Origin of the sequence: Erythrobacter sp. Alg231-14 (assembly GCF_900149685.1) — a bacterium.
Classification (GTDB): Bacteria; Pseudomonadota; Alphaproteobacteria; order Sphingomonadales; family Sphingomonadaceae; genus Erythrobacter.
Genome location: NZ_LT702999.1, coordinates 1,304,539 through 1,325,505 on the forward strand (window position 1 = coordinate 1,304,539; position 20,967 = coordinate 1,325,505).

Below are 20,967 nucleotides of genomic sequence, written 5' to 3' on the forward strand. Positions count from 1 at the left end.
TCTCCGTGACGCCGCCGCTTCACATGCCAGGTGGCACGGTTTCAAATGTCGGAATTTCGCCCAGCGGCACCCAATCCTGTTTACTTTTCGTGTAGCAATGGAAGGCCGGCTTCAATTGAGATGTGTCGTCAAACGTTCCGGCTTTGATGAACATCATTCCGGGTGTCTCCAGCCGGGTGAAGACGGGGGATCCACAATTCCCGCAAAACTGGCGTCGCACGATCGCACCGCTGTCGCCTGTGTCTTCGTATGTTTTGACCTCTCCGGTGATATCCAACGCATCTTCGGGCACGCTGACGATAATCGACAGAGCCGTCCCCGCCTGTCTTTGACAATTCTTACAATGGCAAGTGACGCAGATCTGCGGCTCTGCATTCAATGTGTATCGAATTTGCCCGCACAGGCATCCCCCGGTCATCGTCATCTTTGATCTCTCCCCAAAACGATTTGATCTGTCTCGCGATTGACGCGGCGCGATTATCGCGATGCCATCCTAGGTTAGATGCGCGATCCATCATAGGGGTCGCCGCTTTTCCCACGGTGCCGCTTTACGGGTTCTCTTCCCCGGTAAAGGGATCATCGCTGGTGTATCCACACCCATATAAAGTCGCAGCGCTGACGGCGACTGTCGCGGTAAAGGGATAATCCCGATCGCTCATACCGTCGCTGCAATCGCCCGGTGTCAAAGCGACAGAAATCGTTTCGCCGTCCATTGAGCCGCTGAAGCCTAGGCCGTTATTCCCGGCAAAGCGAGTTACAGGAAACCGCGATCCATCGAGATTTTCGGGCGATGTGTAGATAGCAAACAAATCATTCCCTTCGGGCGTGATTTCGATCCCCCAAAAAGGCTCAGTGCCGACTGTATAGATGGTCGCTTGCGAGGCCACGGCATCGAACGGTTCACTATCGCGGCTGATCTCCCCTGTTTCTTGCGCGCATCCAGCAAAGGAGAGGATCGCGAAAAGGGGCAGGACGTTGGCGGCGCAGAAAGGGTTGGTTGCTGTCATGAAATTGCGGATACCACCGCACCCATCGGCGCTGCAAATGCAAAAGGCGGACCCGGTTAAGGGCCCGCCTTTGCTTAGGGTATTCGTCGTCCGTAACGGTTATGGCATCAAGACGGTGTCGATCGCATGGACCAGACCGTTCGACGCCGCCACATCGGTTGCGATCACAGTGGATGTTCCACCGTTTGCGTCGGTCAAGATCACCGCACCTTCAACGATGGTGGCGGTCAATGTGCCGCCGCCAACGGTGGTCACCGTGTAACCCGCATCGCCGGCTTCGGCGATGGCGCCCGTCAGCGTTTCTGCATCAACTGCACCTTCGACAACGTGGTATGTCAAAATAGTACCGAGCGTTTCGGTGTCGTTGGTTGTCAATTCGGTCAAAACCGCTTCGTCGATTTTGCCAAACGCATCGTTGGTGGGCGCGAACACGGTGAACGGACCTTCGCCCGACAATGTTTCGCCAAGACCCGCCGCCGTTACAGCCGCAACCAATGTTGAAAAGCTTACATCGCCGGATGCCACTTCAACGATCGTGCCGGGTGCTTCGGCTTCGGCAAGCGCGCTGCCATCAGCCATCATGGAATCGCCAGCATCGCTTTCGGGGGAGCAGGCGACCATGGCCAATGCCAGTGCCGATGCGAGCGTGAGTTTGAGGGTGTTCATGGGATCGTTCCTTAGATTGTATTGCGTTGAGCGAAGGGCGTTCAAACCCTTCAAGGCGCGGTATCGAGGGTGGCGCCCTTCTCCATATACGAACGGCAAGAGAGATTGGATGTTCCAATTAATCGATAGGGTGCCCACGGCATAGGGCCGTACGACAATAAATGAACCACGCCATCGTTCAAACGGGATGCGTGTTTCGAAATCCCCCGCATGCCAGCCGACCGAATTGGAACCGCTGGCGCATTGTGCGGTTGCACAGATATGGAATTTGAACCCACGCGCGCCGCTGGCCTGAAACGACTTACCCAATTCATCCCATCAGCGGGCGATGCCTATGCGAACACCCGAAATTTCGACGATGGCGTGCCCCAATCGGGCGCGCGTAGCAACGTATCGCAATTGTCCCCATGGCTGCACGCAGGCTTGATCAGCGAAACCGAAGTGATCGAAGCGGTCCTGGCCGAACACTCGCTTGAAACGGCGGACAAATTCATCGCGGAGGTGTTTTGGAGGGTCTATTTCAAAGGGTACTTTGAACAGCGCCCGACTGTTTGGCCGGCCTACATCACCGGGCGTGACGCCGCGATCGCCGCATTGGATGACAATGCAGACATGGCCGCATCCTATACCAGAGCGATAAATGGGCGGACCGGGATCCAGGCGTTCGATCATTGGGCGCGGGAATTGGTTTCGACCGGTTATCTGCACAACCATGCCCGGATGTGGTTCGCCAGCATTTGGATTTTCACTCTGCGTTTGGATTGGCAACTGGGGGCCGATTTCTTTTTACAACATTTGATCGATGGCGATGCAGCGTCAAACACGCTGTCTTGGCGATGGGTCGGGGGTTTGCACACAAAGGGCAAAACATATCTGGCGCGCGCGGATAACATCGCTCGTTTCACGGCGAACCAACCGAGAGGCCCGCTGCGCGCGGACGGCTTGGTTTCCGAAGCGCCCGCATTGGAAGAAGCAGATGAGCATGCGCGCGCCGAGATCGACATGCCTGCGCCGGCATTAGGAGAGGCGTCGACGATGGCGCTCGATGAACCTTACGCTCTCATCTTGCATGATGAGGCGGCTAGCCATTCACCGCTCAATCTGTCCCGCCCGCCCGCTTTGATCGTCGGAGCCGCGCGCCCCGATGCACGCGCCAAAGCGCGGCACGGTATTGGGGCAGCGGTTCGGACCTTTGCCAACGGTTCGGTGAACAATGGTGCGGCCGATGCGGCGGCTGAATACGGTTGCGCCCACCGCATGTGGCAGAGTGGAGAAAGCTTGACCGATATTGTCCGCCAACATGGCATCAATCGCGTGGCGCTGCCTTATATCCCAGTGGGTTGGACACGAGATGCTTTATGGCCGGACATAACCCCATTTGCGGCCAAGGGAGATCTGATCACATTGCTGTCAGAAATTGATCGCGCGACTTGGCCCCTTGCGAAAGCAGGGTTCTTTGGGGTGAAGAAAAAGATCGGAAACGTTCTGACCGATATTGGCGTGCACGGTGGCCAATTCGCGGCCTAGTCCCCTGCGCTCCGTCTCGCCCCGGCCCGCGAGGATGGATCGTCCAAGTCCAATTTGCGAACCATCGTGACCCGGCATTTTTCCGGGCTCAACGTGTCATTGACGATGAGGTCAACATCCAAGCCATCACAGATGCGGCCGGGGCCCGTTCTTTGCAGTGCGATGCTGCGGGCAAAGCGCAAGGCTGGGCACCGCCGCAGCAGTTCAAATTCATATGTGTCAGAGGCGCCCACATCGATTAGGACGCGCGTGTCAATCCGTCGCCCCTCCGCATCTTCGACATTGCGAAATCCGTTCACTTGCCTTGCGAAAAAGCATTGCCGCGTGGGGGTGCTTTGCGTTTGCTCTTGCGATGCGTCTGATGCTTCGATGGGCTGACCGGTTTGTGCCTCAGCCACCGCACATGCGGAAAAGCCAAACGCCATGCCAAGCATCAGCGTTGCTGAGGATGCCCCTTTGAACAAAGCGGCAAAAGGGTGCGAGAATGTGGGGTCAGGTGTGAACATGACCCCAATCTCGCTCCGCTCCCATTAACCGGAGATGTCCACCGCCAATGCGGCTATCACATCACCTTATCGGGACGCGGTTCGTGTTTGTGCTTTTCTTCTTTGCCAAACACGCGTTCCAACCGCTGCGCCATGGTGTTGGCCGCTTTGCGAGCGGCGTCATCCACTTTGGATGCATGGTCGGTCACGCCGATCGGTTTCGCCCCTCGTGGACGCGCTTCGATCATGCAGGTTTTGTCATCGGCGCCGTGTTTGCTGCCGTTTTCATCCGAAACGTGCACTTCAAGCCGGGTCAATCGATCTTCGAACCGAGCCAGCTTTTCGCGCACCATAGCCTCGATGCGTTCGGCAACATTTTCAGTGCCCATAACGGAACTGTCGGAGTTGAATTGAAATTGCATATTTGCGTCTCCTCTTCGCTGTTGCCCCCACACACTATGTGGGGAGCGCGACAAAGGATCGCAATGATTATCGGTGGTTAGATGCGCATCAACGGCAATGCAGCGTCGACACCGGTCTATTGCGCGTTGACGGCCTCTGCGGCGCGGCGCGCCTCACGTTCGGCATCTGCTTTGGCGCGGTCTTCGGCTACCTTTTGCGCCTGATCGGCAAGCGCACGCCACGTTTTTTCGGAGCGCAATTCGCGTTCGCGGACATTCGCCAGCGTTGCTTTTTCGGCAGCGGCTGCGGCCGCATCGGCGCGCTCGCTGTAGAAGTCGTATGTCTGGGCCATAAAAGGGCTCCTGTTGGAGGAAACGGAAAGGGCGGAGAAGCGATGGGGGCGGCGCGGATCGAACCCGCGACGCCCCAACCTGCTTATTAGTCAGCGGCCGACAAGTTGGTCGCGCTTTCTTTGCCATTGCGGCCGACTTCGACGTCGTAATTCACGCGCTGTTCTTTATCGAGCGAGTGCATGCCAGCGGCTTGAACGGCGCTGATATGAACGAAGCTGTCGTTTGAGCCGTCGTCAGGCTGAATGAAGCCATAGCCCTTGTCGGTGTTGAAGAATTTGACTGTGCCAGTTTTGGCCATGAGATGTTCCTTTCAAGAACGGTCCTGCAATCGAAAACGCAGGGTGTGCCCGGTGGCCGGATGGCCACAAGGTAGGCTTGATCGTTCAGGGAAAAGGAAGTCGTCGTCTGGTTTACGCCGGGGCCGGTAAGCGAAAGCTTAGGGGCAAGCGGCGGTCGTCAAATCTCGAAGTCCGTCGCAAATTCCGACGTCAGCACTGGGGCTATAACACAGGATTGCGCAAAATGCTAATTTTTGTTCGCGGCCCTCCAATGATCTGGACATCGCCAATACTTTGCCACCGACCGAATTGCTCTGTTCATAGCGGCATTGGGCGCGCTATTGATTGCGGCATGACCGCATTTCAATTGGCTTCCCGCCCATTTCGTCCGCTCCTTTTGGGCCTTGCCTGCATCGCTGTTTCAGCCTGTGTCGGATCGCCCGGCCCCGTCGGCAACATCGCCGTGCCCACCCCGGCCAAACCGGTCGCGATCGACGCGTATCTGGGGACATGGTTCGAATACGCCCGGTACGAAGCCCCCTTTCAAACCGGATGCGAAGGCGTCACAGCCGAATATTCGTTGAGAGAGACGTCGGGCGATGCGCGCATTCGCGTGGTCAATTCCTGTTACAAAGGCGGCCTTGATGGCCCATTTGAGCAATCCACCGGCAGAGCCAAGATCGTCGATGGCACTGGCGGAGCCCAGCTTAAGGTCAGTTTCTTTGGCCCGTTTTACGGCGATTACTGGGTGCTGGACCGCGGAGAGGTGGGATCGGACGGCGCCTATCCGTGGTCGATCGTCGGCGAACCCAGCGGGCGCTACCTCTGGATACTGACCCGCGAGGCACGGCCCGACGCCGCCAAACGCGCCATGTTGGAGGCCCGCGTTCGCGAGCTTGGCTATGACTGGAGCCTCGTGCGCTTTACCCAGCATGCGACACCCGCCGAGTGAGCATGACCTCGCCCTTCATCTCCATCCTGATCGACGCCGATGCCTGTCCGGTGAAGGACGAAGTGTACCGCGTTGCCGCCCGGTTCAAGGCTCCCCTGCCAGAGGCGCATGTGCGCGTGGTCAGCAACTCCCCCTTTCGCATTCCCGATAGCCCGCGTGTGAAGCGCGTGGTGGTCGACGACAGCTTCGATGCGGCGGATGACTGGATTGCAGAGGAGGCGGTGCGCGTGTCGCCGCGCTGCGTGGTGATCACAGGCGACATCCCACTGGCGGACAGGTGTCTTAAGGCGGGCGCGCGCGTCCTGAAGCACAACGGCGATGAGTACACCCCCGCCAGCATCGGCGGCGCGCTGGCGACCCGCGCCATCATGGAGGACCTGCGCGCAGGGATGGACGGGATAGGCGGAGGACCGCCCCCATTCAGCAAGGCCGACCGCTCGCGCTTCCTGCAGTCGCTGGACCGGGTGATGATGGGGCTTTCTCGTTTGTAACGCACCCCATCCGGGGTGCGATGTCCTCGGGGAGTCTCTTGTTTGCTCATCGCATCCGCGACGCGATATCCTCGGGGAGTCTCTTGTTTGCGCGTCGCATCCGCGACGCGATATCCTCGGCCCTTGCGGGCCTGCGGGCGCCCGGTCGGGCTTGCGGTCAGCGGAGCTGACCGGGGGTTGTGAAGTCCAACATTGCACTTGCTGCGTTTCCAAGCACTTAGCCGAGACATGGACCGCATGTTACACGGTCCGGAGGTGAAAACGCTTGGCTCCTCGCAAGCACTGAAAACGCGGTTTTTGGGAGGGGTAAATTGGGGACGAGCCATCTGCGAGTTTAAGGCAGAATTTGGCGGTGTAGGAAAGAGAACCCAATGGCAGTCTAAGGGGCCGGACCACTCTAGTGATTCGCAGAAATTTCAGACTCCACAGGTCATTATCTGCAGGCGATTCAAGTGTCAGCGCACCCCGCTAGCTCGCATCTATCGCGCGAATGCTTCACCCATCCCAATTATGCGACAGCAGCTTTATCGTCACCTTCCCCGTCGCAGCGACGTTTCCATCGGCATCCAGCATCGGCACCTCGGCCAAATATCCCGCGCTACCTTTGCGTTCCAGATCGGCCAATATTTCCGCGATTTGCTCTTCGCTTAAGCGGTATTCCGCCGTCACATCGCTGGCGGCCATGCGGTGAAAATCGACCGCGATGTCTTTGACGATCGGGAAATATTTCTCTGTATCGAGGATTGAAATACCCGGATTGGCCGCGACCGCCTCTGCCAACACGGTGTACGCGCCCATATACATCACATCCACGTGATTGGCGTTCGGGCCAAGGGGCATCAACAATTTGCAGAACCCTCGCTCTTTGGCGAGATATTGCATCTGGGTCCGCTCAACGAATGGAACACGGTATTGGCGATCTTCCGATTGCATCGCGGTCATAATCTACCCCTGTTTTGGAACGGTTGCCTATTCTGCCGGCGAGACGCGCGCCGTGACTTTGATCTCTACAACGCCATCGGGTGCAAAAAGTCGATCTACATCAATGGCAGTCCACGCCGGAAAGGGGGCTGTGACATACCGGTTCTTAACCTCTGCCAGCGGGAGCAACGAGGCGTCGATATCGACGTGGTATGTGGTGATATCGATCACATCATCCCAACTGGAACCCGCGCGCTCCAACACACCCGCGATATATTGAAAAGTCACCTCAAACGCTTCTTCTTGCGTCATTTCAGCCGTTGCAGGACCCGCGATCACACCAGAAAGATAGACGGTGTCGCCATGGATAACGGCTTCTGAAAAGCCGAACTGCTCCATAAACGCGCGTGCACCTTCCTCTTCCGGCATGATCGTCTGTTTCTCATTCGAAACAGGCGCGGTTTCGCTGTGACCATCTGCGAATGCAGGGGTGGCAACCAACGCGAGCAACAATCCGGCGAACGTGGAACGCCTGCCTTTAATCATTCCGCCTCGCCCTCCGGCAAATAGAGCTTTTGCCCCATGTCCTTATATTTGTCGGACATCTCTTCCATGCCTTTCAACGCCGCTTGCTTGCTGGCCTCGGCCGTTTCCGCGCCCAGTTTCTCTGCGGCTAGGAACGTTTCGGGGCTTTCGTTTTGCTTGGCGGCGAAATCGCGGACCTCTTGGCTGATCTGCATCGAGCAGAATTTGGGGCCGCACATGGAGCAGAAATGCGCCGTTTTCGCGCCTTCGGCTGGCAGGGTCTGGTCGTGATATTGCTCAGCCGTTTCCGGGTCGAGCGACAGGTTAAACTGATCGCGCCAGCGGAATTCAAACCGCGCCTTTGACAAGGCATCATCGCGGACCTTTGCCGCCGGATGGCCTTTTGCAAGGTCAGCCGCATGGGCGGCCAATTTGTAGGTCACAACGCCGACTTTCACATCGTCGCGGTCGGGCAGGCCAAGGTGTTCTTTTGGCGTGACATAGCAAAGCATCGCGGTGCCGTACCAACCGATTTGCGCCGCGCCGATGCCGGATGTGATGTGGTCGTATCCCGGCGCGATATCGGTGACGAGCGGCCCAAGCGTGTAGAAGGGCGCCTCGCCGCAGACCTGCAGCTGCTTTTCCATGTTCTCTTTGATCTTGTGCATGGGCACGTGGCCAGGCCCTTCGATCATGACCTGAACATCTTGTTCCCACGCGCGGTGGGTCAATTCGCCCAGAGTGTAGAGTTCGGAGAATTGCGCTTCGTCGTTGGCGTCCGCGATGGAGCCGGGGCGCAAACCGTCGCCCAGCGAGTAGGCGATGTCATACGCCTTCATGATCTCGGTGATGTCGTCGAAATGTTCGTAGAGGAACGATTCCTTGTGATGCGCGAGGCACCATTTCGCCATGATGCTGCCGCCGCGTGACACGATCCCGGTGACGCGCTTTGCCGCCATCGGAACATAGGCGAGGCGGACGCCGGCGTGGATGGTGAAATAGTCGACGCCCTGCTCGGCTTGCTCGATCAAAGTGTCGCGGAAGATTTCCCAGGTGAGGTCTTCGGCAACGCCGCCGACCTTTTCCAGCGCTTGGTAAATCGGCACGGTGCCGACCGGCACGGCGGAGTTGCGGATGATCCATTCGCGGGTGTCATGAATGTTGCGGCCCGTGGACAGATCCATGATCGTGTCTGCGCCCCAACGCGTGGCCCACACCATCTTGTCGACCTCAGATGCGACATCGGATGCGACCGCGCTGTTGCCGATATTGGCGTTGATCTTGACCAGGAAATTGCGCCCGATGGCCATCGGTTCGGTTTCGGGATGGTTGATGTTGTTGGGGATGATCGCGCGCCCGCGAGCAACCTCATCGCGCACAAATTCCGGCGTGATCACATCGGGGATGTCCGCGCCCCAGCTTTCACCATCGCGAACGAAATCCTTGGCCAATTCGCGGCCCAAATTTTCACGCTCTGCGACATATTCCATTTCAGGCGTGATGATGCCTTTGCGGGCGTAATGCATTTGCGACACGTTCATGCCGGCTTTGGCGCGCAAGGGGCGTTTGATCGTGTTCGGGAATTGCGGGACACCGCCGCTGCGATCGGGGCCCAATTGGCCGTTGTCTTCGGGTTTCACTTCGCGCGCATCGTATTCTTCGACATCGCCGCGGGCGCGGATCCATTCGGCGCGTTTTTCCGCAAGACCGGCATTGATGTCGATCGCGACCTCTGTGTCGGTGTAAGGGCCCGACGTGTCATAAACGCGCACAGGTTCTTCGCCGCCTTCGAGATCAATTTCACGCATGGCGACGCGGATGCCGCTGCCGGTGCGGGCGCCAATATGAACCTTGCGGCTGCCGCGAATGGGGCCCGTGGTTACGCCAATTTCTACCGGTGAATTGATGTCTGCCATGCGAAGTCTCTCCAAATGGCGGAGCGCGGATTTCTGGCAGTGTTATTGATCACCAAACCAGCCCGCTCCCTCCGCCGATGTTAATCGGTTCAGGTTCTACGGGTCAGGCGCTGCGATGCGCCCCTCTCAGCCTGCGTCCTATCAAAAAAGACTCGCTGGCTCCCCGGGGATGACACTGTCCTATACCTGTGCAATCACCGCGTAAAGCGAGAGCAATGATGGGGATGGGATAGATGGCAACAACAGCAAAAGCCGAGAGGGCCATTGCCCCCTTCGATGTCAGCGATGAGACGCTGTACACGCAGGACAATTGGCACGAAAAATTTGCGCAATTGCGGCGGGACATGCCCGTCAGCTAATGCCCCGATAGCGCGTTTGGCCCCTATTGGTCGGTCGTCACGCATGACCTTATCAGCAAGGTTGAGCTGGATCCGACGACCTATTCTTCGTCTTACGAATTGGGCAACATCACGATCACCGATCCGCCGCACGAATCCAATTTACCCAACTTCATCGCCGCCGATCCGCCGGTCCACACCGCTCAGCGTAAAGTGATCGCCCCCGCCTTTTCCCCCAGCCAGATGAAAACTCGCGACGCCCAAGTGCGCGAACATTGCGCACAATTGTTGGACGGCCTGCCGATTGGCGAAACGTTCGATTGGGTCGAACGCGTTTCGGTTCAACAAGCCATCGGAATGCTGTGCATCATATTTGATATGCCGTTTTCCGATTTGCCCGATCTCAAACGTTGGTCGGATTTCGCCGGAGGCGTTTCGGCGGAAAACCTCAACGACGAATTCCGCGCAGAATGGATGGCTCAAATGCAGGCCATGTTGGTGCGGTTCGATGAATTGTTGGACGCCCGCAGGGATGAAGAACCCGCCGACGATTTGTTGAGCCGAATGGTCCATTCGGACGCCATGGGCAATTTGTCGCCGATTGAACGGTTGGCCAACATCGCTCTGCTTATCGTGGGTGGAAACGACACAACCCGCAATTCGATGAGTGGGCTGGCCCTTGCGTTGAACGAATATCCTGAGGCGTTTGATCAATTGCGCGATGACCCATCGTTGATCCCCAACGCTGCGCAAGAGATCATCCGTTGGCAATCGCCCGTCCTGCATATGCGCCGCACGACGACATGCGACACCGAATTGGGCGGGCAACACATACCAAAGGGTGAAAAGGTCGTGATGTGGTACCTTTCGGCCAACCGCGATGAAACGATTTTCCCCGATGGCGATCGGTTCGATGTGGCTCGATCCAATGCACGCCGCCATCTCGCGTTTGGACACGGCATTCACCGTTGCGTCGGTGCGCGTTTGGCGGAAATTCAAATTGGAACGCTGATCGAAGAGATCGTCAATCGCGGTTGGAGGATCGTACCCAAAGGGGAAACGTCCCGCTTATCCAGCCCATTCCTGCGCGGGATCACCGAATTGCCCGTTTCAATCGAAATCCGTTAAAGAGAGGTCGCCACAATGCCGTTCAAAATGACAGAGATGGTGGGCTGCGAATTCCCGCTTTTTGCCTTTTCGCATTGCCGCGATGTGGTCGCCGCCGCCAGCCGTGCGGGCGGTTTCGGCGTGCTGGGCGCGGTTAGCTACACGCCGGAACAATTGGAACATGAACTCAATTGGATTGACGATAATGTGGACGGCAAGCCTTACGGCGTCGATGTTCTGATCCCCGAAATACAAGCGGTCGATCACTCGGTTAGCGCGGATGAAATCATCGCCAACATCCCATCCCAGTATCGAGATTTCACCCGTGAATTGCTGCGCGAATGCGGGATTGCGGATGATGTCGGCGCGCCTCAGGGCGGGTCACAGGCGCCCAACACATCATTGGGTCAAGAATTGTTGGAGGTAAGCTTCAACCACCCCGTCCGCCTGATCGCCAACGCGCTTGGTACTGCGCCGCCTGCGATGATTGAGGCTGGCAAGAAACACAGCATTCCTGTGGCGGCTTTAGTCGGGGCCAAAGAACACGCCATGAAGCAAGTCGATGCCGGCGTGGACATCATCGTGGCCCAAGGGGGCGAAGGCGGAGGGCATTGCGGCGATGTTTCTACCATTATTTTAGTGCCAGAGGTGATCCGCGCTCTTGAAGAAAGCGGCGCAGACATTCCCGTTTTGGCGGCGGGCGGCATTATGACGGGCAAGCAAATGGCCGGAATGATGGCGATGGGCGCGGCCGGCGCATGGTGCGGCAGCGTCTGGCTCGCCTCGCCCGAGGCGGAAACCAGCGAAGTGTTCCGCGACAAGATGATCGCAGCGGGATCGCGCGACACCATCCGATCCAAACATCGGACCGGTAAATTTTCGCGCCAGCTCAAAAGCGAATGGCACGAACGGTGGGAAGAAGCCGGTCTATCGGCCCTGCCCATGCCCTTGATGAGCCTTCTGGCGGAGCCCGTATTGCGCGCCTTGGACAGCGCCGCCGTAGCAGGGAACGCAAAGGCGCAATCCTTGTCCAGCTATTGGGTCGGACAGGGATTGGGTCTGGTTCAGGATTCGCGCGGCGTGGGCACGATTGTGCAAGACTTCAAATCCGACTTTGCGGCCGGATTTGAAGGTCTTGCCAATGCGATGGACTAAACCGGTGGTTTAATCGTCTGAGTTCAATCCAAACAGGCAGACCGCCAACAGGATCGTGGCCAAAACGCCCGATCCACCAGCGAGCGGCAATTCGCCCATAAAGTCGCGTCCCATCGCCATAGAAAGCGCGTTGGAAAAGAACGCAACGACACCAATGACCGCGGTCAATCCGCCAAGCGCCTTGGACCCTGCGTTCAACTTTGCCATGCCGAAAACGATGGCGGCCAATGCCAACAGCATTTTGGCCGCGTTGTAGACCATAAAGGAGAACGCAACGACGGATGTCGCCGCAGGCTCCAATCCTTCAACGGCGCCCGCCGCTTCAAAGAATGGACCAAACATCGTTAGGCCAACACCGACCTGAACGACGTTGAGAGCGGAGGCGAAAGCAATCGCCGACCAACCCAGATGCAGGCTTTTCGCCTGAAGCATTGCCGATCCGGCAAAGGCGGTCATCAAAACGAAGAGAGCCCCTTCCGTTCCCCAAAGCAGTTGGCGCGGCACGTCAGCCTCTGCGACGTAGAGCGCGGTGTAGACGGCCTGTGTCACCGCCGCGATAATCAACAGCAGTGCAACGATATGGATGGTGCGTTTTTGTGTGAATTCCATGGTAAGCATCCCCGATTGCTTGTTTGTGCTTTTGCGCATGCTCGCGCGTGCTACGTGTTCGCCAGGAACATCGGCATTGTTACTCTCAATTGAAAAATAAATCGACCGCCAGACAAAACCACCAAACAATGATGCCCGCATGACCCATCTATACCGCCTCGATTGCAGCGCCCACCAGATGGCGTCGCGGTTTGGCGCGCGGGCCGGTGATGATCCGTGGGCGGGTGGATATATTGCGCCGATCAAATTTGCCCCTGTTGTGACGGCGGGCCGCGATTTCATCGCCGGGCCGCGGCCATCGGGCCGCGCCTTGCAACCGCGCATCACGCCGCGTCTTTGGGGAGTGTCGCCGCCGCCAAAGGCCGATGATCCCACACGCCGCATCACCCATGTCCGCAACCCCGATAGCCCGTTTTGGATCGGCAACCTGCGCAACAGCGAATTTCGATGCCTTATCCCCGCGACCAGCTTCATGCTTTGGGGAAGCGAGATCGATTACGAAGGGCGACGTTTGAAACAATGGTTCGCGCCTCAGACCACATTGGAAAATCGGGTCGGAACTGGCGGCACAGCTCCACCAATCTTTGCGCTGGCGGGCGTTTGGAAAGACGAAGAAGTGCCCGGCTTTGCGATCTTAACGCACGAAGCAAAAGGCGCCGCCAAAGACGCCGGATGCCGATCCATGCCGCTTATCCTGCCCGATGATGAGGATGCGCATCAAACATGGCTGCACGGCGGATGGGATCAGGCGCGCCGATTGGTTGAACGACCGACAACCATCGCGTTGGAACAATGGACCGGAGAGGTCAATTAGGCCGCGAATTGCGCAGGGATTTCGGGGTCATTTGTGTCCAGCAAAGGGATCGCGCCATCGGGCAAATCGCCATAGGCATCGGCCCATAACTGAACCCATTTCGGGTCGCTCACCTTGGCCGGGTGATATCCCGGAACCAACGCCCGCAACATCGCCGGCGATGCGTGCACAACAAAGCGCGCGACCATCGCATACAACGCCAATCGGCTGCGCAATTTGCCCCAACGCCCTTCGCGTTTGAGCAGGCGCTTGTACCCTTTGCGGCTCATCCAGGCGACGTGGAACGATCCCACGATCAATCCCCAACTGCGCCCAAGATAATCGCTGTATAAATGTTGATACAGGTCGTAGGCGACGTTCTTGTGCTCGGTTTCTTCGACCATATGCCACAACACCAAACTGGCGACGTTGGAATCGGACCCGGCGAACAAAGTAGCGCGTTGTCGGATCAACCATTCGGTCATGCCGATCGTCATGGTCTCAAAGCCCGCAGTGTAGGCCAGCCGCCATTTCAACGATCGTTTCTGAAACTTTGCGTAATCCGCGGTCAGCATGTCCTCGACTTCGGACAATTCGGGACACACGCGTTTGAGGATGTCGTTGTACCGGCGGTGATTGCGGTAATGCGCGCCCTCTTGTCCGATAAACCCGTCGACATCCGATTTGAGTTGGGCGTCATCAACCTGCGCCAAGGCCTCTCGCACCGTCTTAATCAAGAACGGTTCGAGATACGGCATCGTCAAAGATGCGCCGTTGACCATGTGGCTCCATTCCGGCCGGGCAGAGTTCCAGACGGGATCAATCCCCTCATCGAATTTGAACGGAATGCGCCGGACGATGATGTCTGGGTGGGCGATCTGAGGATCTGCGGCTTTTGCAGGCGCGTTCATGACGCATTTCCCTTGATGTGTTGGTAATGGTTCCACGCGCCCCAAATCAACAATGCGAACCCAACATGGACGCCGATCATGGCAGGCCAACCAAACACAAAAATGATGTTGTTGATCGTCACATCGCCGGGGAAAGGCCCGCCCCCAAATTCCAGCCCGCGCGTATCAAACAAGGCGTTGGCAATCGCGGGCAGTGTGAACATCCAACCAAATGCGAGGCACGACCAAAATAGGATCCCCTGTGCCCGATCACCCAATCGAATATACGCCCCGGCCGCACCCACAGCGATTAGGATGGTGCCGTTGGTGATCCCTTCCAAATGGGCCATGTTCCACGCCCGCCTATCGCCGGGTATGTCCGCCGGAATGTCGGTGAAGAACGGCCACAGATCAAACGCGCCCAGAGTGAAAAAGAAATAGAGCCAGCCTGCAAACACCGATGAGATCAGCAACCCGATCCCGTTCACAACCAACAATGATCGCCGTTTCTCGGTCAGGCCATTTGCTTCGTTGTTCATCCCGCTTCCCCTTTAATCAGTGGCACGATGTTGCCGCGTTGCTGCGCGATTTCGGGACGCAATCGTTCCAGCGCCCGGTCGCTCCATTCGGCCCATTCGCGTTCGTAAATCATCGCCACTTCCAACGCGAGATGGCGGCCAATATCGGTCAGATCGTCGGACCCTTCCAAGGCGTCATATTTCTCTTTGTATTGTGCAAAGTGATCGCGATGGCGTTCTTGTCGGGCGATGATGTTGGTGCGCAACGCGTCAAGATCGATGTATTCCAACGCGCACAATTGGACCAGAAAATCGTCCTTCAATTCCTGCACGTCGCTGGGCATGCGGGACCATTCAACGAGACCCTTTCGCCCCTCTTTGGTGATGCTGAAAACGATCCGATTGGGTTTGCCCGATTGGACGAATTCTTCGGAGGTCGCCCAGCCGCGATCCTTTAACTTGCCCAATTCGCGATAGATCTGGGAATGGCGCGCGCGCCAAAAGAATCCGGTGCTGTCGTCAAATTGCTTGGCGATGTCGTAACCGGATTTGGCACCATCAGTCAGCGCAACCAGAATGGCATGTTGGAGCGACATTTTCCGAGCATTCCACCATCATTGATATGACACAAGGTGAATATATATGCACTTTGTGTCATATGAGTCAAGCGGCCCGACTTTTCCGCGCCTTTATGGCGTCGCCACAATCTCCAACACTTCGCCCACTTGGGTGAAATAGGGTTCGTCTGCGCTGTTTAGGAAACCGGGCACTTGTGCTGGCACATGCATCGCGACCGACGCTTCGGCGTTGAGTGTTTCGTCAATGATCTGCGAAAGGGTGTTTTCCTGATAAAACCAGAACGGGACCATCGCCAAACCGGTCCGTTTTGCGGCCATGAATTCGGTCAAAGCGGTGTAATGTTCCGTCGCGGGATCGGCATCGCCCAAATGCATTACCCGCGCCGTGGCTCCGGCTTGGCCTACCGACACACGAAAGGTGATGTTGTGCGTGTTGGCGTGTCGATCGGGCCAACCATTGTGCGGGGATCGAAAGGCTTCGACCGTGGCGCCCGTCACCTCGAACGCGGCGGCGCTCTCTCCATTTTTCAAAGCGATCGCCGTGACGCGATCATCGAAAGAGGGTTGCCATGCGGTCTCTTCGCGCATGCTATCAATCGCTTGAGCAGGCGCAATGATCTTTACCTGCTCTTGCGCGGCCATCATCGCGGTCAATTGGCTGGCGGAAAAATGGTCGCCATGCGCGTGGCTGACAAAAACAGCGTCCACATTGTCATAGGGTGCCGCGCCAGTCACGATTGCCGAAATCAGGGTTTCGGGCAATTGTTCGAGCGAACCGAAATGATTGTCATAGAGCGGGTCAAACAGGAACTTGGCGCCCTCCACCCTGTCCGCTGAACCGGCGACGTCGCTCCCTTCATTGCCGTTCATCTGCGTCATAACGCCGGCGTTCAAAATCGATGTTGCGGTGCCCGCGACCGGCCTATCGGCAGCGATTTGAGTGGCGGGTGGTGCTTCGCTTTGACCGCAGGATGCGACGGCAAAGGCGGCCCCGCATACGATCATCAAGGCTTTCTTGGATTGTTCAAACACGACGGCGTCTCCGGCTGGCTTTTCTTATGATTAGATCAGGAATGGACGCAACCAAACCTCTTTCATCGCACACGCCCTTTACACTGTACGGCATTGTCCACCGATCAAAGGCGCATCCCGATGGCCCGCACGTTCTATGCTCACGCACGTATTGCCCATGCGGCGATTGTGATCGCGATTGCGGGCGCCGCCCCCGCTCACGCCGATACGACTGCCCCGTGCAACACGGCCGATGGTGCGGATGGAGCGGGCAACACATCGGATGACAGTTTGGAATGCGGCGAAGACTCCGATGCGGACGGTGCAAACGCGACCGCGATCGGCAACAGCGCCAGCGCGGATGGCAATTTCAGCACCGCCATCGGCGACAGCGCCAGTGCAACCGCCACACGGGGCACGGCGGTTGGGCAGTTTTCCCAAGCCGGTGACGATCCCGGCGACATCAATGCCAGCGCCTTTGGCCAATCGGCGCAGGCGACAAGGGCGGGGGCCACCGCGTTGGGCGCTGCATCCGATGCCACCGGCACCAACGCCACCGCAATCGGCGTCCAATCCATTGCCAGCGGATCAAACAGCGTCGCCGCCGGACGCTTCGCTCAGGCCATCGGCGATGATGCAGTGGCAATCGGTCGTTCGGCCAATGCCAGCGGAGAGGACACGGTAGCGGTGGGAATCGGAACCATCGCATCGGGCACAAACGGCGTGGCGGTGGGCCGTTACGCCGAAGCGACACAGGACGATGCGCTGGCCTTGGGCCACAATGCGCGGACAAGTGCCACCAATTCGGTGGCATTGGGCGCGGGCTCGATCGCCGACCAAACAAACGTCGTGTCGGTCGGCTCCTCCACGCAAAGCCGCCGGATAATCAATGTCGCGGCCGGTGTTGCCGACAATGATGCCGTCACTCTGGCGCAGCTTAACGCGGCCATCGCCAACACGACGGGTGGGTCCAGCGGCGGCGCGTTCCTATCGGTCAATTCCAGCGGGGATGGCGCCACTGCAATCGGAACAAATGCCATCGCGATTGGCCAGGCGGCATCCGCCACCGGTGACAACGCGGCGGCGGTCGGCATGTCCAGCACCGCCACCCAAAACAGCGCCAATGCTTTTGGTACGCGCGCCCGGGCGGAGGGGATCAATTCCACATCAATAGGAGCGGACGCCCGCAGTTTCGACAACAACGCCACCGCCATCGGCGCCGGGGCATTGGCCGACGCCAATTTCGCCACCGCCATCGGTCGATCCGCCAGCGCCAGCGGCGACAGCGCGACCGCGCTAGGCCGCAGCGCGGATGCCTTTGGCGCGAACAGCGCCGCATTCGGCACAGCGGCACAGGCCGGGCCGCAAGGGGTCGCGTTTGGCCAAACGGCGCGCGCCACGGGCACCAATTCCACCGCACTGGGCCAACAATCCGAAGCGAACGCCTTGCTATCGACGGCCATCGGCAATTCATCAACGGCCAACGCCGAAAACGCCACCGCCCTTGGCGCGCGGGCCAGCGCCAATTTCGCAGGATCGACAGCAGTGGGCGCAAACGCACAAACCAACGCCGCCGATCAAATCGTGTTGGGCGGCACCGGGTCATCGGTGCAGATCGGCGATATCGACGCCAGCAATCTGGCGCAGATTGGCCCGGTCGATGTGGTCACCATCGATAATCACGGGACATTGGGGCGGCAATCGGTCGCCAGCGCCCGATCGGTCAACACAATCGGCCTTTCGGTCACCCGGCTTCAAGCGATCACCGACGCCCAGATCGACACTCTGGCCGCGAGTGTGTCCGCCGTTGACGCGCGCGTATCTGGGCTTGATGCGCGACTATCGGGGCTGACATTTGAGTTGGAGGAATTGGACAGCCGGTCGCGCGGCGGGATTGCGGCGGCGATGGCAATGGGCGGCACCATGATCGTGCCCGACAGCAACGTATCGATCAGCGCCAACATCTCCACTTATCGCGGGGTGCAGGGATTTTCCGGGTCGCTGGCCGCGCGTTTAACAGACCGCGTCTACATCTCCGCCAGCGTCGCGGGATCCACCGCCGAGGACACAACCGGAGGGCGCGTGGGCGTCGCGTTTGGGTTTTAGGCGGCGATCATTCGACCAAAAGGCAATGCCGATCGCCGCGCCGGGCCACGTTGAAACCGCGCGCGCTCACTTCGCGGCTTTCCGCGCTGCCGGGGTCGCGGATGGGATTGGTGTGGTTGTAATGGATGAAATGCACTTTCGCGCGCTCGCTATCAGAGAGCGATTGCAGCCGGTCCATCGTGCCCAACACGCGCGGATGAGGAATTGCGCTCATATCGCGCCCTTCCCCGTTTTCATCGACCAACTCGCCATCGGCGTAAAACGTCGCGTCGATAAAGGCGTGATCTACATTGGCGATAAGCTGTTCCAAGGTCGCGCCGCTGCTTTCCTCCCATTCATCCCAACTGTCGAGATCGGGGACATAAAGCGCCGCGTTTAAACCACCCAAAATCGCAAAGCCGACCGTTTCCGACAATTCATCGCGATGCGGCATCAGGATCGGTGACACGGCGAAATTATCGCTGACCGGGACAAGGGTCTGATCCGCCATTTCGCGTATCGCTATGTTGTCATAGTCAACCAATTGGCTCCACGGCGCGTGGCTGCGCAAAAATTCTGCCATACGCGGCATGGCAAAGACCGGAACATTGTCAGCATTCGCCGCTTCAAAGCCGAAAAACGCAAGTCCAAGGTAATGACCAATATGCGCATGGGTTAGGAACACGCCGTCGATCCCCAACCCATCGACCGGCGGTTCTATTGTGTCCAGCATCGACAATTGATCGGTGATCGCGGGACTTGCATCGAACAAATATCGCGCCCCACCGGACCGGTCGATCACGCCCAATGATGACGGCAGCAATCGTGGACCTTTGTCGTCCGCATTGCCGATCTGCGGCGCACCCGCATCCTGACCCGCGCCCAATACGATCATTTCAATCGCGCACACCTCTGGTTCTTCGCCGGCCTCTTCAACCGGCGCATTGGCAACCAACGCCGCGCCAATCGCGAGAGCCAGTAGCGGCCCGTTCGGGGTCATTCGATCACGCGTCCGCGCACCATCGTGAATTCCACAGTCTCCAACACGGTGACATCGTCCAACGGATTGCCATCAACCGCGATGATGTCTGCCGAATATCCCGACGCGATCCGACCGATGCTGTCTTCCATACCCAATATGTCGGCCGCCACGGTCGTGGCGCTGGCCAAGGCTTCGCGATTGGTCAGCCCCCCAGCGACCAGCAAGCGGAATTCCCCAGCATTTTCACCGTGAGGGAAGACGCCTGCATCGGTCCCAAATGCAATCCGCACGCCGTTCTCGCGGGCGCGCTCAACGATGGTGCCCGCAACGGCCGCAACTTCGCGGATCTTCGCTTCGACCACGGGGGTGTAAAAACCGGTGCCCAAATTCTGACGAATGCCTTCGAATGCCATCAATGTTGGGATCAAGGTGGTGCCCGCTTCGTTCATCGCGCGCGCCGCCGCATCGTCGATATAGGTGCCGTGTTCGATCGTGTGGACGCCAGCCCGCGCGGCCGCTTCGATCCCGCGCGCGCCGTGCGCATGCGCCGCCACTCTCAGGCCGAGCGATTCCGCCGTCTCGACGATTGCGCTCATTTCAGCGTCGGTGAAGTGCGCTTCTAACCCGCGCCCTTGTTGGGAAAGGACGCCGCCGGTCGCGGTAATTTTGATAAGATCGGCGCCGTATTGCGAGGCAAGTCGAACTTTTTCAGAACATTCCAGCGGGCCGGTGCAGGTGAATCCGCTGTCCAAAACATCGTTCACATGCTCAGTGAAACCGCTGACATCGCCGTGGCCACCAATGATCGAAATCGTTCGCGCCGATGTGACCACGCGCGGACCGGGGGTCAGCCCTTCTGAGGTTGCCCGGCGCAGCATTTGCGTCACTTGGTCTGTGCGTGAACCCAAATCGCGCACCGTGGTGAAGCCCGCCAATGCGGTGATCCGCGCGTTCTTCGCTGCGATCAACGTGTAATATTCAGGCGGCGTGGTTGCCCCGCGCCAAAATTCTCCGCTGGGATCGCCGGACAGATGCGTGTGCAGATCGATCAAACCGGGCAGGACGGTTTTGTCCATCAGGTCAATCGTCTCCGATCCCTCTTCGGCATACAATGCCAACGCATCGCTATCGATCGGCACAATGGCGCGGATGGTCCCATCAACCACCACGATGGTCATCGGCCCGGTCGGCTCGCTTTCGGCGTCGGTGATGATGCTGCCTGCCTCGATGAACACCGTGTCCGCGATGGCCGGTGATGCGATCACCGCCGCGATTGCTGCGGCCGCGCCGCCAATTGCCCTTAGGAAACCCATGCTCATTCTCCCCAATTTCTGTGTTGAATCAGGTGATGACCGCCCGGTTCGCGGCTGGCAAGCCC

Annotated in this window: 25 protein-coding genes and 1 riboswitch; of the genes, 8 read left to right on the forward strand and 17 right to left on the reverse strand. The window is 58.5% G+C overall.

Annotation, left to right across the window (positions count from 1 at the left end; genetic code table 11):
• Positions 1 to 19: 19 nt before the first annotated feature.
• From BQ8290_RS06090 to BQ8290_RS06100, 3 genes are all read right to left on the reverse strand, one after another.
• A complete protein-coding gene (locus tag BQ8290_RS06090; RefSeq protein WP_108788504.1) occupies positions 20 to 424 on the reverse strand; it encodes a GFA family protein in 405 nt (134 codons plus the stop codon).
• 124 nt (positions 425 to 548) lie between these two features.
• Positions 549 to 1,007, reverse strand: a complete 459-nt coding sequence (locus BQ8290_RS06095; RefSeq protein ID WP_108788506.1) for a hypothetical protein — start codon at positions 1,005 to 1,007, stop codon at positions 549 to 551.
• Positions 1,008 to 1,106: 99 nt separating this feature from the next.
• Positions 1,107 to 1,673, reverse strand: a complete 567-nt coding sequence (locus BQ8290_RS06100) for a fasciclin domain-containing protein (protein ID WP_108788508.1) — start codon at positions 1,671 to 1,673, stop codon at positions 1,107 to 1,109.
• Positions 1,674 to 1,883: 210 nt separating this feature from the next.
• Here BQ8290_RS06100 and BQ8290_RS06105 point away from each other — a divergent pair, with 210 nt between their 5' ends.
• Entirely contained in the window at positions 1,884 to 3,200 is a 1,317-nt protein-coding gene (locus BQ8290_RS06105; RefSeq protein ID WP_337661068.1) for an FAD-binding domain-containing protein, read from the forward strand.
• Here BQ8290_RS06105 and BQ8290_RS06110 read toward each other — a convergent pair.
• The 4 genes from BQ8290_RS06110 to BQ8290_RS06125 form a co-directional block, all read right to left on the reverse strand.
• Positions 3,197 to 3,706: a DUF6491 family protein gene (locus tag BQ8290_RS06110; RefSeq protein WP_108788510.1), complete on the reverse strand. Its 510-nt coding sequence runs from the start codon at positions 3,704 to 3,706 to the stop codon at positions 3,197 to 3,199. The genes BQ8290_RS06105 and BQ8290_RS06110 overlap by 4 nt on opposite strands.
• Before the next feature lie 56 nt (positions 3,707 to 3,762).
• On the reverse strand, positions 3,763 to 4,107 hold the full coding sequence (locus BQ8290_RS06115) for an HPF/RaiA family ribosome-associated protein (protein ID WP_108788512.1): 345 nt from the start codon (positions 4,105 to 4,107) through the stop codon (positions 3,763 to 3,765).
• A 116-nt stretch (positions 4,108 to 4,223) separates the two neighbouring features.
• Positions 4,224 to 4,439 carry a hypothetical protein gene (locus BQ8290_RS06120; RefSeq protein ID WP_108788514.1) on the reverse strand — a complete coding sequence of 72 codons (216 nt, stop codon included), beginning with the start codon at positions 4,437 to 4,439 and terminating at the stop codon, positions 4,224 to 4,226.
• Between the two features lie 86 nt (positions 4,440 to 4,525).
• Positions 4,526 to 4,738, reverse strand: coding sequence for a cold shock domain-containing protein (locus BQ8290_RS06125; protein ID WP_108788516.1), 213 nt, complete (start codon positions 4,736 to 4,738; stop codon positions 4,526 to 4,528).
• A 332-nt stretch (positions 4,739 to 5,070) separates the two neighbouring features.
• Here BQ8290_RS06125 and BQ8290_RS06130 point away from each other — a divergent pair, with 332 nt between their 5' ends.
• Positions 5,071 to 5,670, forward strand: a complete 600-nt coding sequence (locus tag BQ8290_RS06130) for a lipocalin family protein (RefSeq protein ID WP_108788518.1) — start codon at positions 5,071 to 5,073, stop codon at positions 5,668 to 5,670.
• Positions 5,671 to 5,672: 2 nt separating this feature from the next.
• Positions 5,673 to 6,161: a DUF188 domain-containing protein gene (locus BQ8290_RS06135; protein ID WP_108788520.1), complete on the forward strand. Its 489-nt coding sequence runs from the start codon at positions 5,673 to 5,675 to the stop codon at positions 6,159 to 6,161.
• A 495-nt stretch (positions 6,162 to 6,656) separates the two neighbouring features.
• On the opposite strand, the gene BQ8290_RS06140 is transcribed toward BQ8290_RS06135, so the two are convergent.
• Genes BQ8290_RS06140 through thiC form a run of 3 tightly spaced genes read right to left on the reverse strand, consistent with a single transcriptional unit; the run spans position 6,657 to position 9,523 of the window.
• On the reverse strand, positions 6,657 to 7,103 hold the full coding sequence (locus BQ8290_RS06140) for a DUF4442 domain-containing protein (RefSeq protein WP_108788522.1): 447 nt from the start codon (positions 7,101 to 7,103) through the stop codon (positions 6,657 to 6,659).
• A 27-nt stretch (positions 7,104 to 7,130) separates the two neighbouring features.
• Entirely contained in the window at positions 7,131 to 7,628 is a 498-nt protein-coding gene (locus BQ8290_RS06145; protein ID WP_108788524.1) for a Rid family hydrolase, read from the reverse strand.
• Positions 7,625 to 9,523 carry a phosphomethylpyrimidine synthase ThiC gene (gene thiC, locus BQ8290_RS06150; protein WP_108788526.1) on the reverse strand — a complete coding sequence of 633 codons (1,899 nt, stop codon included), beginning with the start codon at positions 9,521 to 9,523 and terminating at the stop codon, positions 7,625 to 7,627. The genes BQ8290_RS06145 and thiC overlap by 4 nt, the downstream gene beginning before the upstream one ends.
• 47 nt (positions 9,524 to 9,570) lie before the next feature.
• Positions 9,571 to 9,699: riboswitch (TPP riboswitch) on the reverse strand.
• Between the two features lie 57 nt (positions 9,700 to 9,756).
• Here thiC and BQ8290_RS15130 point away from each other — a divergent pair.
• The 3 genes from BQ8290_RS15130 (at position 9,757) to BQ8290_RS06160 (ending at position 12,123) form a co-directional block, all read left to right on the forward strand.
• Positions 9,757 to 9,882 carry a hypothetical protein gene (locus BQ8290_RS15130; RefSeq protein WP_337661069.1) on the forward strand — a complete coding sequence of 42 codons (126 nt, stop codon included), beginning with the start codon at positions 9,757 to 9,759 and terminating at the stop codon, positions 9,880 to 9,882.
• A 99-nt stretch (positions 9,883 to 9,981) separates the two neighbouring features.
• On the forward strand, positions 9,982 to 10,989 hold the full coding sequence (locus tag BQ8290_RS06155; RefSeq protein ID WP_337661070.1) for a cytochrome P450: 1,008 nt from the start codon (positions 9,982 to 9,984) through the stop codon (positions 10,987 to 10,989).
• A gap of 15 nt (positions 10,990 to 11,004) precedes the next feature.
• Positions 11,005 to 12,123, forward strand: a complete 1,119-nt coding sequence (locus BQ8290_RS06160) for a nitronate monooxygenase (RefSeq protein WP_108788528.1) — start codon at positions 11,005 to 11,007, stop codon at positions 12,121 to 12,123.
• A gap of 9 nt (positions 12,124 to 12,132) precedes the next feature.
• On the opposite strand, the gene BQ8290_RS06165 is transcribed toward BQ8290_RS06160, so the two are convergent.
• The gene (locus tag BQ8290_RS06165; RefSeq protein ID WP_108792015.1) at positions 12,133 to 12,732 is read right to left on the reverse strand and encodes a thiamine biosynthesis protein ThiC; all 600 of its coding nucleotides are present in this window, start codon (positions 12,730 to 12,732) and stop codon (positions 12,133 to 12,135) included.
• Between the two features lie 139 nt (positions 12,733 to 12,871).
• Here BQ8290_RS06165 and BQ8290_RS06170 point away from each other — a divergent pair, with 139 nt between their 5' ends.
• A complete protein-coding gene (locus tag BQ8290_RS06170; RefSeq protein ID WP_108788530.1) occupies positions 12,872 to 13,546 on the forward strand; it encodes an SOS response-associated peptidase family protein in 675 nt (224 codons plus the stop codon).
• On the opposite strand, the gene BQ8290_RS06175 is transcribed toward BQ8290_RS06170, so the two are convergent.
• From BQ8290_RS06175 to BQ8290_RS06190, 4 genes are all read right to left on the reverse strand, one after another.
• Positions 13,543 to 14,436: a metal-dependent hydrolase gene (locus BQ8290_RS06175; RefSeq protein ID WP_108788532.1), complete on the reverse strand. Its 894-nt coding sequence runs from the start codon at positions 14,434 to 14,436 to the stop codon at positions 13,543 to 13,545. The genes BQ8290_RS06170 and BQ8290_RS06175 overlap by 4 nt on opposite strands.
• Positions 14,433 to 14,954 carry a hypothetical protein gene (locus BQ8290_RS06180; protein WP_108788534.1) on the reverse strand — a complete coding sequence of 174 codons (522 nt, stop codon included), beginning with the start codon at positions 14,952 to 14,954 and terminating at the stop codon, positions 14,433 to 14,435. Before BQ8290_RS06180 ends, BQ8290_RS06175 begins: the two co-directional genes overlap by 4 nt.
• Positions 14,951 to 15,529, reverse strand: coding sequence for a helix-turn-helix transcriptional regulator (locus BQ8290_RS06185; protein ID WP_108788536.1), 579 nt, complete (start codon positions 15,527 to 15,529; stop codon positions 14,951 to 14,953). The genes BQ8290_RS06180 and BQ8290_RS06185 overlap by 4 nt, the downstream gene beginning before the upstream one ends.
• A gap of 93 nt (positions 15,530 to 15,622) precedes the next feature.
• Complete coding sequence (locus tag BQ8290_RS06190; protein WP_108788538.1) at positions 15,623 to 16,543, reverse strand: MBL fold metallo-hydrolase; 921 nt, start codon at positions 16,541 to 16,543, stop codon at positions 15,623 to 15,625.
• Positions 16,544 to 16,663: 120 nt separating this feature from the next.
• Here BQ8290_RS06190 and BQ8290_RS06195 point away from each other — a divergent pair, with 120 nt between their 5' ends.
• On the forward strand, positions 16,664 to 18,628 hold the full coding sequence (locus tag BQ8290_RS06195; RefSeq protein WP_108788540.1) for a hypothetical protein: 1,965 nt from the start codon (positions 16,664 to 16,666) through the stop codon (positions 18,626 to 18,628).
• A gap of 7 nt (positions 18,629 to 18,635) precedes the next feature.
• Here the strand turns inward: BQ8290_RS06195 and BQ8290_RS06200 are convergent, their stop codons facing one another.
• Together BQ8290_RS06200 and BQ8290_RS06205 are read right to left on the reverse strand one after the other, a co-directional pair.
• The gene (locus tag BQ8290_RS06200) at positions 18,636 to 19,607 is read right to left on the reverse strand and encodes an MBL fold metallo-hydrolase (RefSeq protein ID WP_108788542.1); all 972 of its coding nucleotides are present in this window, start codon (positions 19,605 to 19,607) and stop codon (positions 18,636 to 18,638) included.
• Positions 19,604 to 20,902, reverse strand: a complete 1,299-nt coding sequence (locus BQ8290_RS06205) for an amidohydrolase family protein (RefSeq protein WP_108788544.1) — start codon at positions 20,900 to 20,902, stop codon at positions 19,604 to 19,606. The genes BQ8290_RS06200 and BQ8290_RS06205 overlap by 4 nt, the downstream gene beginning before the upstream one ends.
• Between the last annotated feature and the right edge of the window lie 65 nt (positions 20,903 to 20,967).

Coding starts and splice junctions, on each gene's coding strand:
- BQ8290_RS06130 (WP_108788518.1), top strand. CDS start 5,071: ATGACCGCATTTCAATTGGCTTCCCGCCCATTTCGTCCGCTCCTTTTG.
- BQ8290_RS06110 (WP_108788510.1), bottom strand. CDS start 3,706: ATGTTCACACCTGACCCCACATTCTCGCACCCTTTTGCCGCTTTGTTC.
- BQ8290_RS06100 (WP_108788508.1), bottom strand. CDS start 1,673: ATGAACACCCTCAAACTCACGCTCGCATCGGCACTGGCATTGGCCATG.
- BQ8290_RS06165 (WP_108792015.1), bottom strand. CDS start 12,732: ATGGAATTCACACAAAAACGCACCATCCATATCGTTGCACTGCTGTTG.
- BQ8290_RS06095 (WP_108788506.1), bottom strand. CDS start 1,007: ATGACAGCAACCAACCCTTTCTGCGCCGCCAACGTCCTGCCCCTTTTC.
- BQ8290_RS06145 (WP_108788524.1), bottom strand. CDS start 7,628: ATGATTAAAGGCAGGCGTTCCACGTTCGCCGGATTGTTGCTCGCGTTG.
- BQ8290_RS06115 (WP_108788512.1), bottom strand. CDS start 4,107: ATGCAATTTCAATTCAACTCCGACAGTTCCGTTATGGGCACTGAAAAT.
- BQ8290_RS06135 (WP_108788520.1), top strand. CDS start 5,673: ATGACCTCGCCCTTCATCTCCATCCTGATCGACGCCGATGCCTGTCCG.
- BQ8290_RS06125 (WP_108788516.1), bottom strand. CDS start 4,738: ATGGCCAAAACTGGCACAGTCAAATTCTTCAACACCGACAAGGGCTAT.
- BQ8290_RS15130 (WP_337661069.1), top strand. CDS start 9,757: ATGGCAACAACAGCAAAAGCCGAGAGGGCCATTGCCCCCTTCGATGTC.
- BQ8290_RS06185 (WP_108788536.1), bottom strand. CDS start 15,529: ATGTCGCTCCAACATGCCATTCTGGTTGCGCTGACTGATGGTGCCAAA.
- BQ8290_RS06090 (WP_108788504.1), bottom strand. CDS start 424: ATGACGATGACCGGGGGATGCCTGTGCGGGCAAATTCGATACACATTG.
- BQ8290_RS06170 (WP_108788530.1), top strand. CDS start 12,872: ATGACCCATCTATACCGCCTCGATTGCAGCGCCCACCAGATGGCGTCG.
- BQ8290_RS06120 (WP_108788514.1), bottom strand. CDS start 4,439: ATGGCCCAGACATACGACTTCTACAGCGAGCGCGCCGATGCGGCCGCA.
- BQ8290_RS06200 (WP_108788542.1), bottom strand. CDS start 19,607: ATGACCCCGAACGGGCCGCTACTGGCTCTCGCGATTGGCGCGGCGTTG.
- BQ8290_RS06105 (WP_337661068.1), top strand. CDS start 1,884: ATGCCAGCCGACCGAATTGGAACCGCTGGCGCATTGTGCGGTTGCACA.
- BQ8290_RS06175 (WP_108788532.1), bottom strand. CDS start 14,436: ATGAACGCGCCTGCAAAAGCCGCAGATCCTCAGATCGCCCACCCAGAC.
- BQ8290_RS06160 (WP_108788528.1), top strand. CDS start 11,005: ATGCCGTTCAAAATGACAGAGATGGTGGGCTGCGAATTCCCGCTTTTT.
- BQ8290_RS06205 (WP_108788544.1), bottom strand. CDS start 20,902: ATGGGTTTCCTAAGGGCAATTGGCGGCGCGGCCGCAGCAATCGCGGCG.
- BQ8290_RS06195 (WP_108788540.1), top strand. CDS start 16,664: ATGGCCCGCACGTTCTATGCTCACGCACGTATTGCCCATGCGGCGATT.
- BQ8290_RS06140 (WP_108788522.1), bottom strand. CDS start 7,103: ATGACCGCGATGCAATCGGAAGATCGCCAATACCGTGTTCCATTCGTT.
- BQ8290_RS06180 (WP_108788534.1), bottom strand. CDS start 14,954: ATGAACAACGAAGCAAATGGCCTGACCGAGAAACGGCGATCATTGTTG.
- thiC (WP_108788526.1), bottom strand. CDS start 9,523: ATGGCAGACATCAATTCACCGGTAGAAATTGGCGTAACCACGGGCCCC.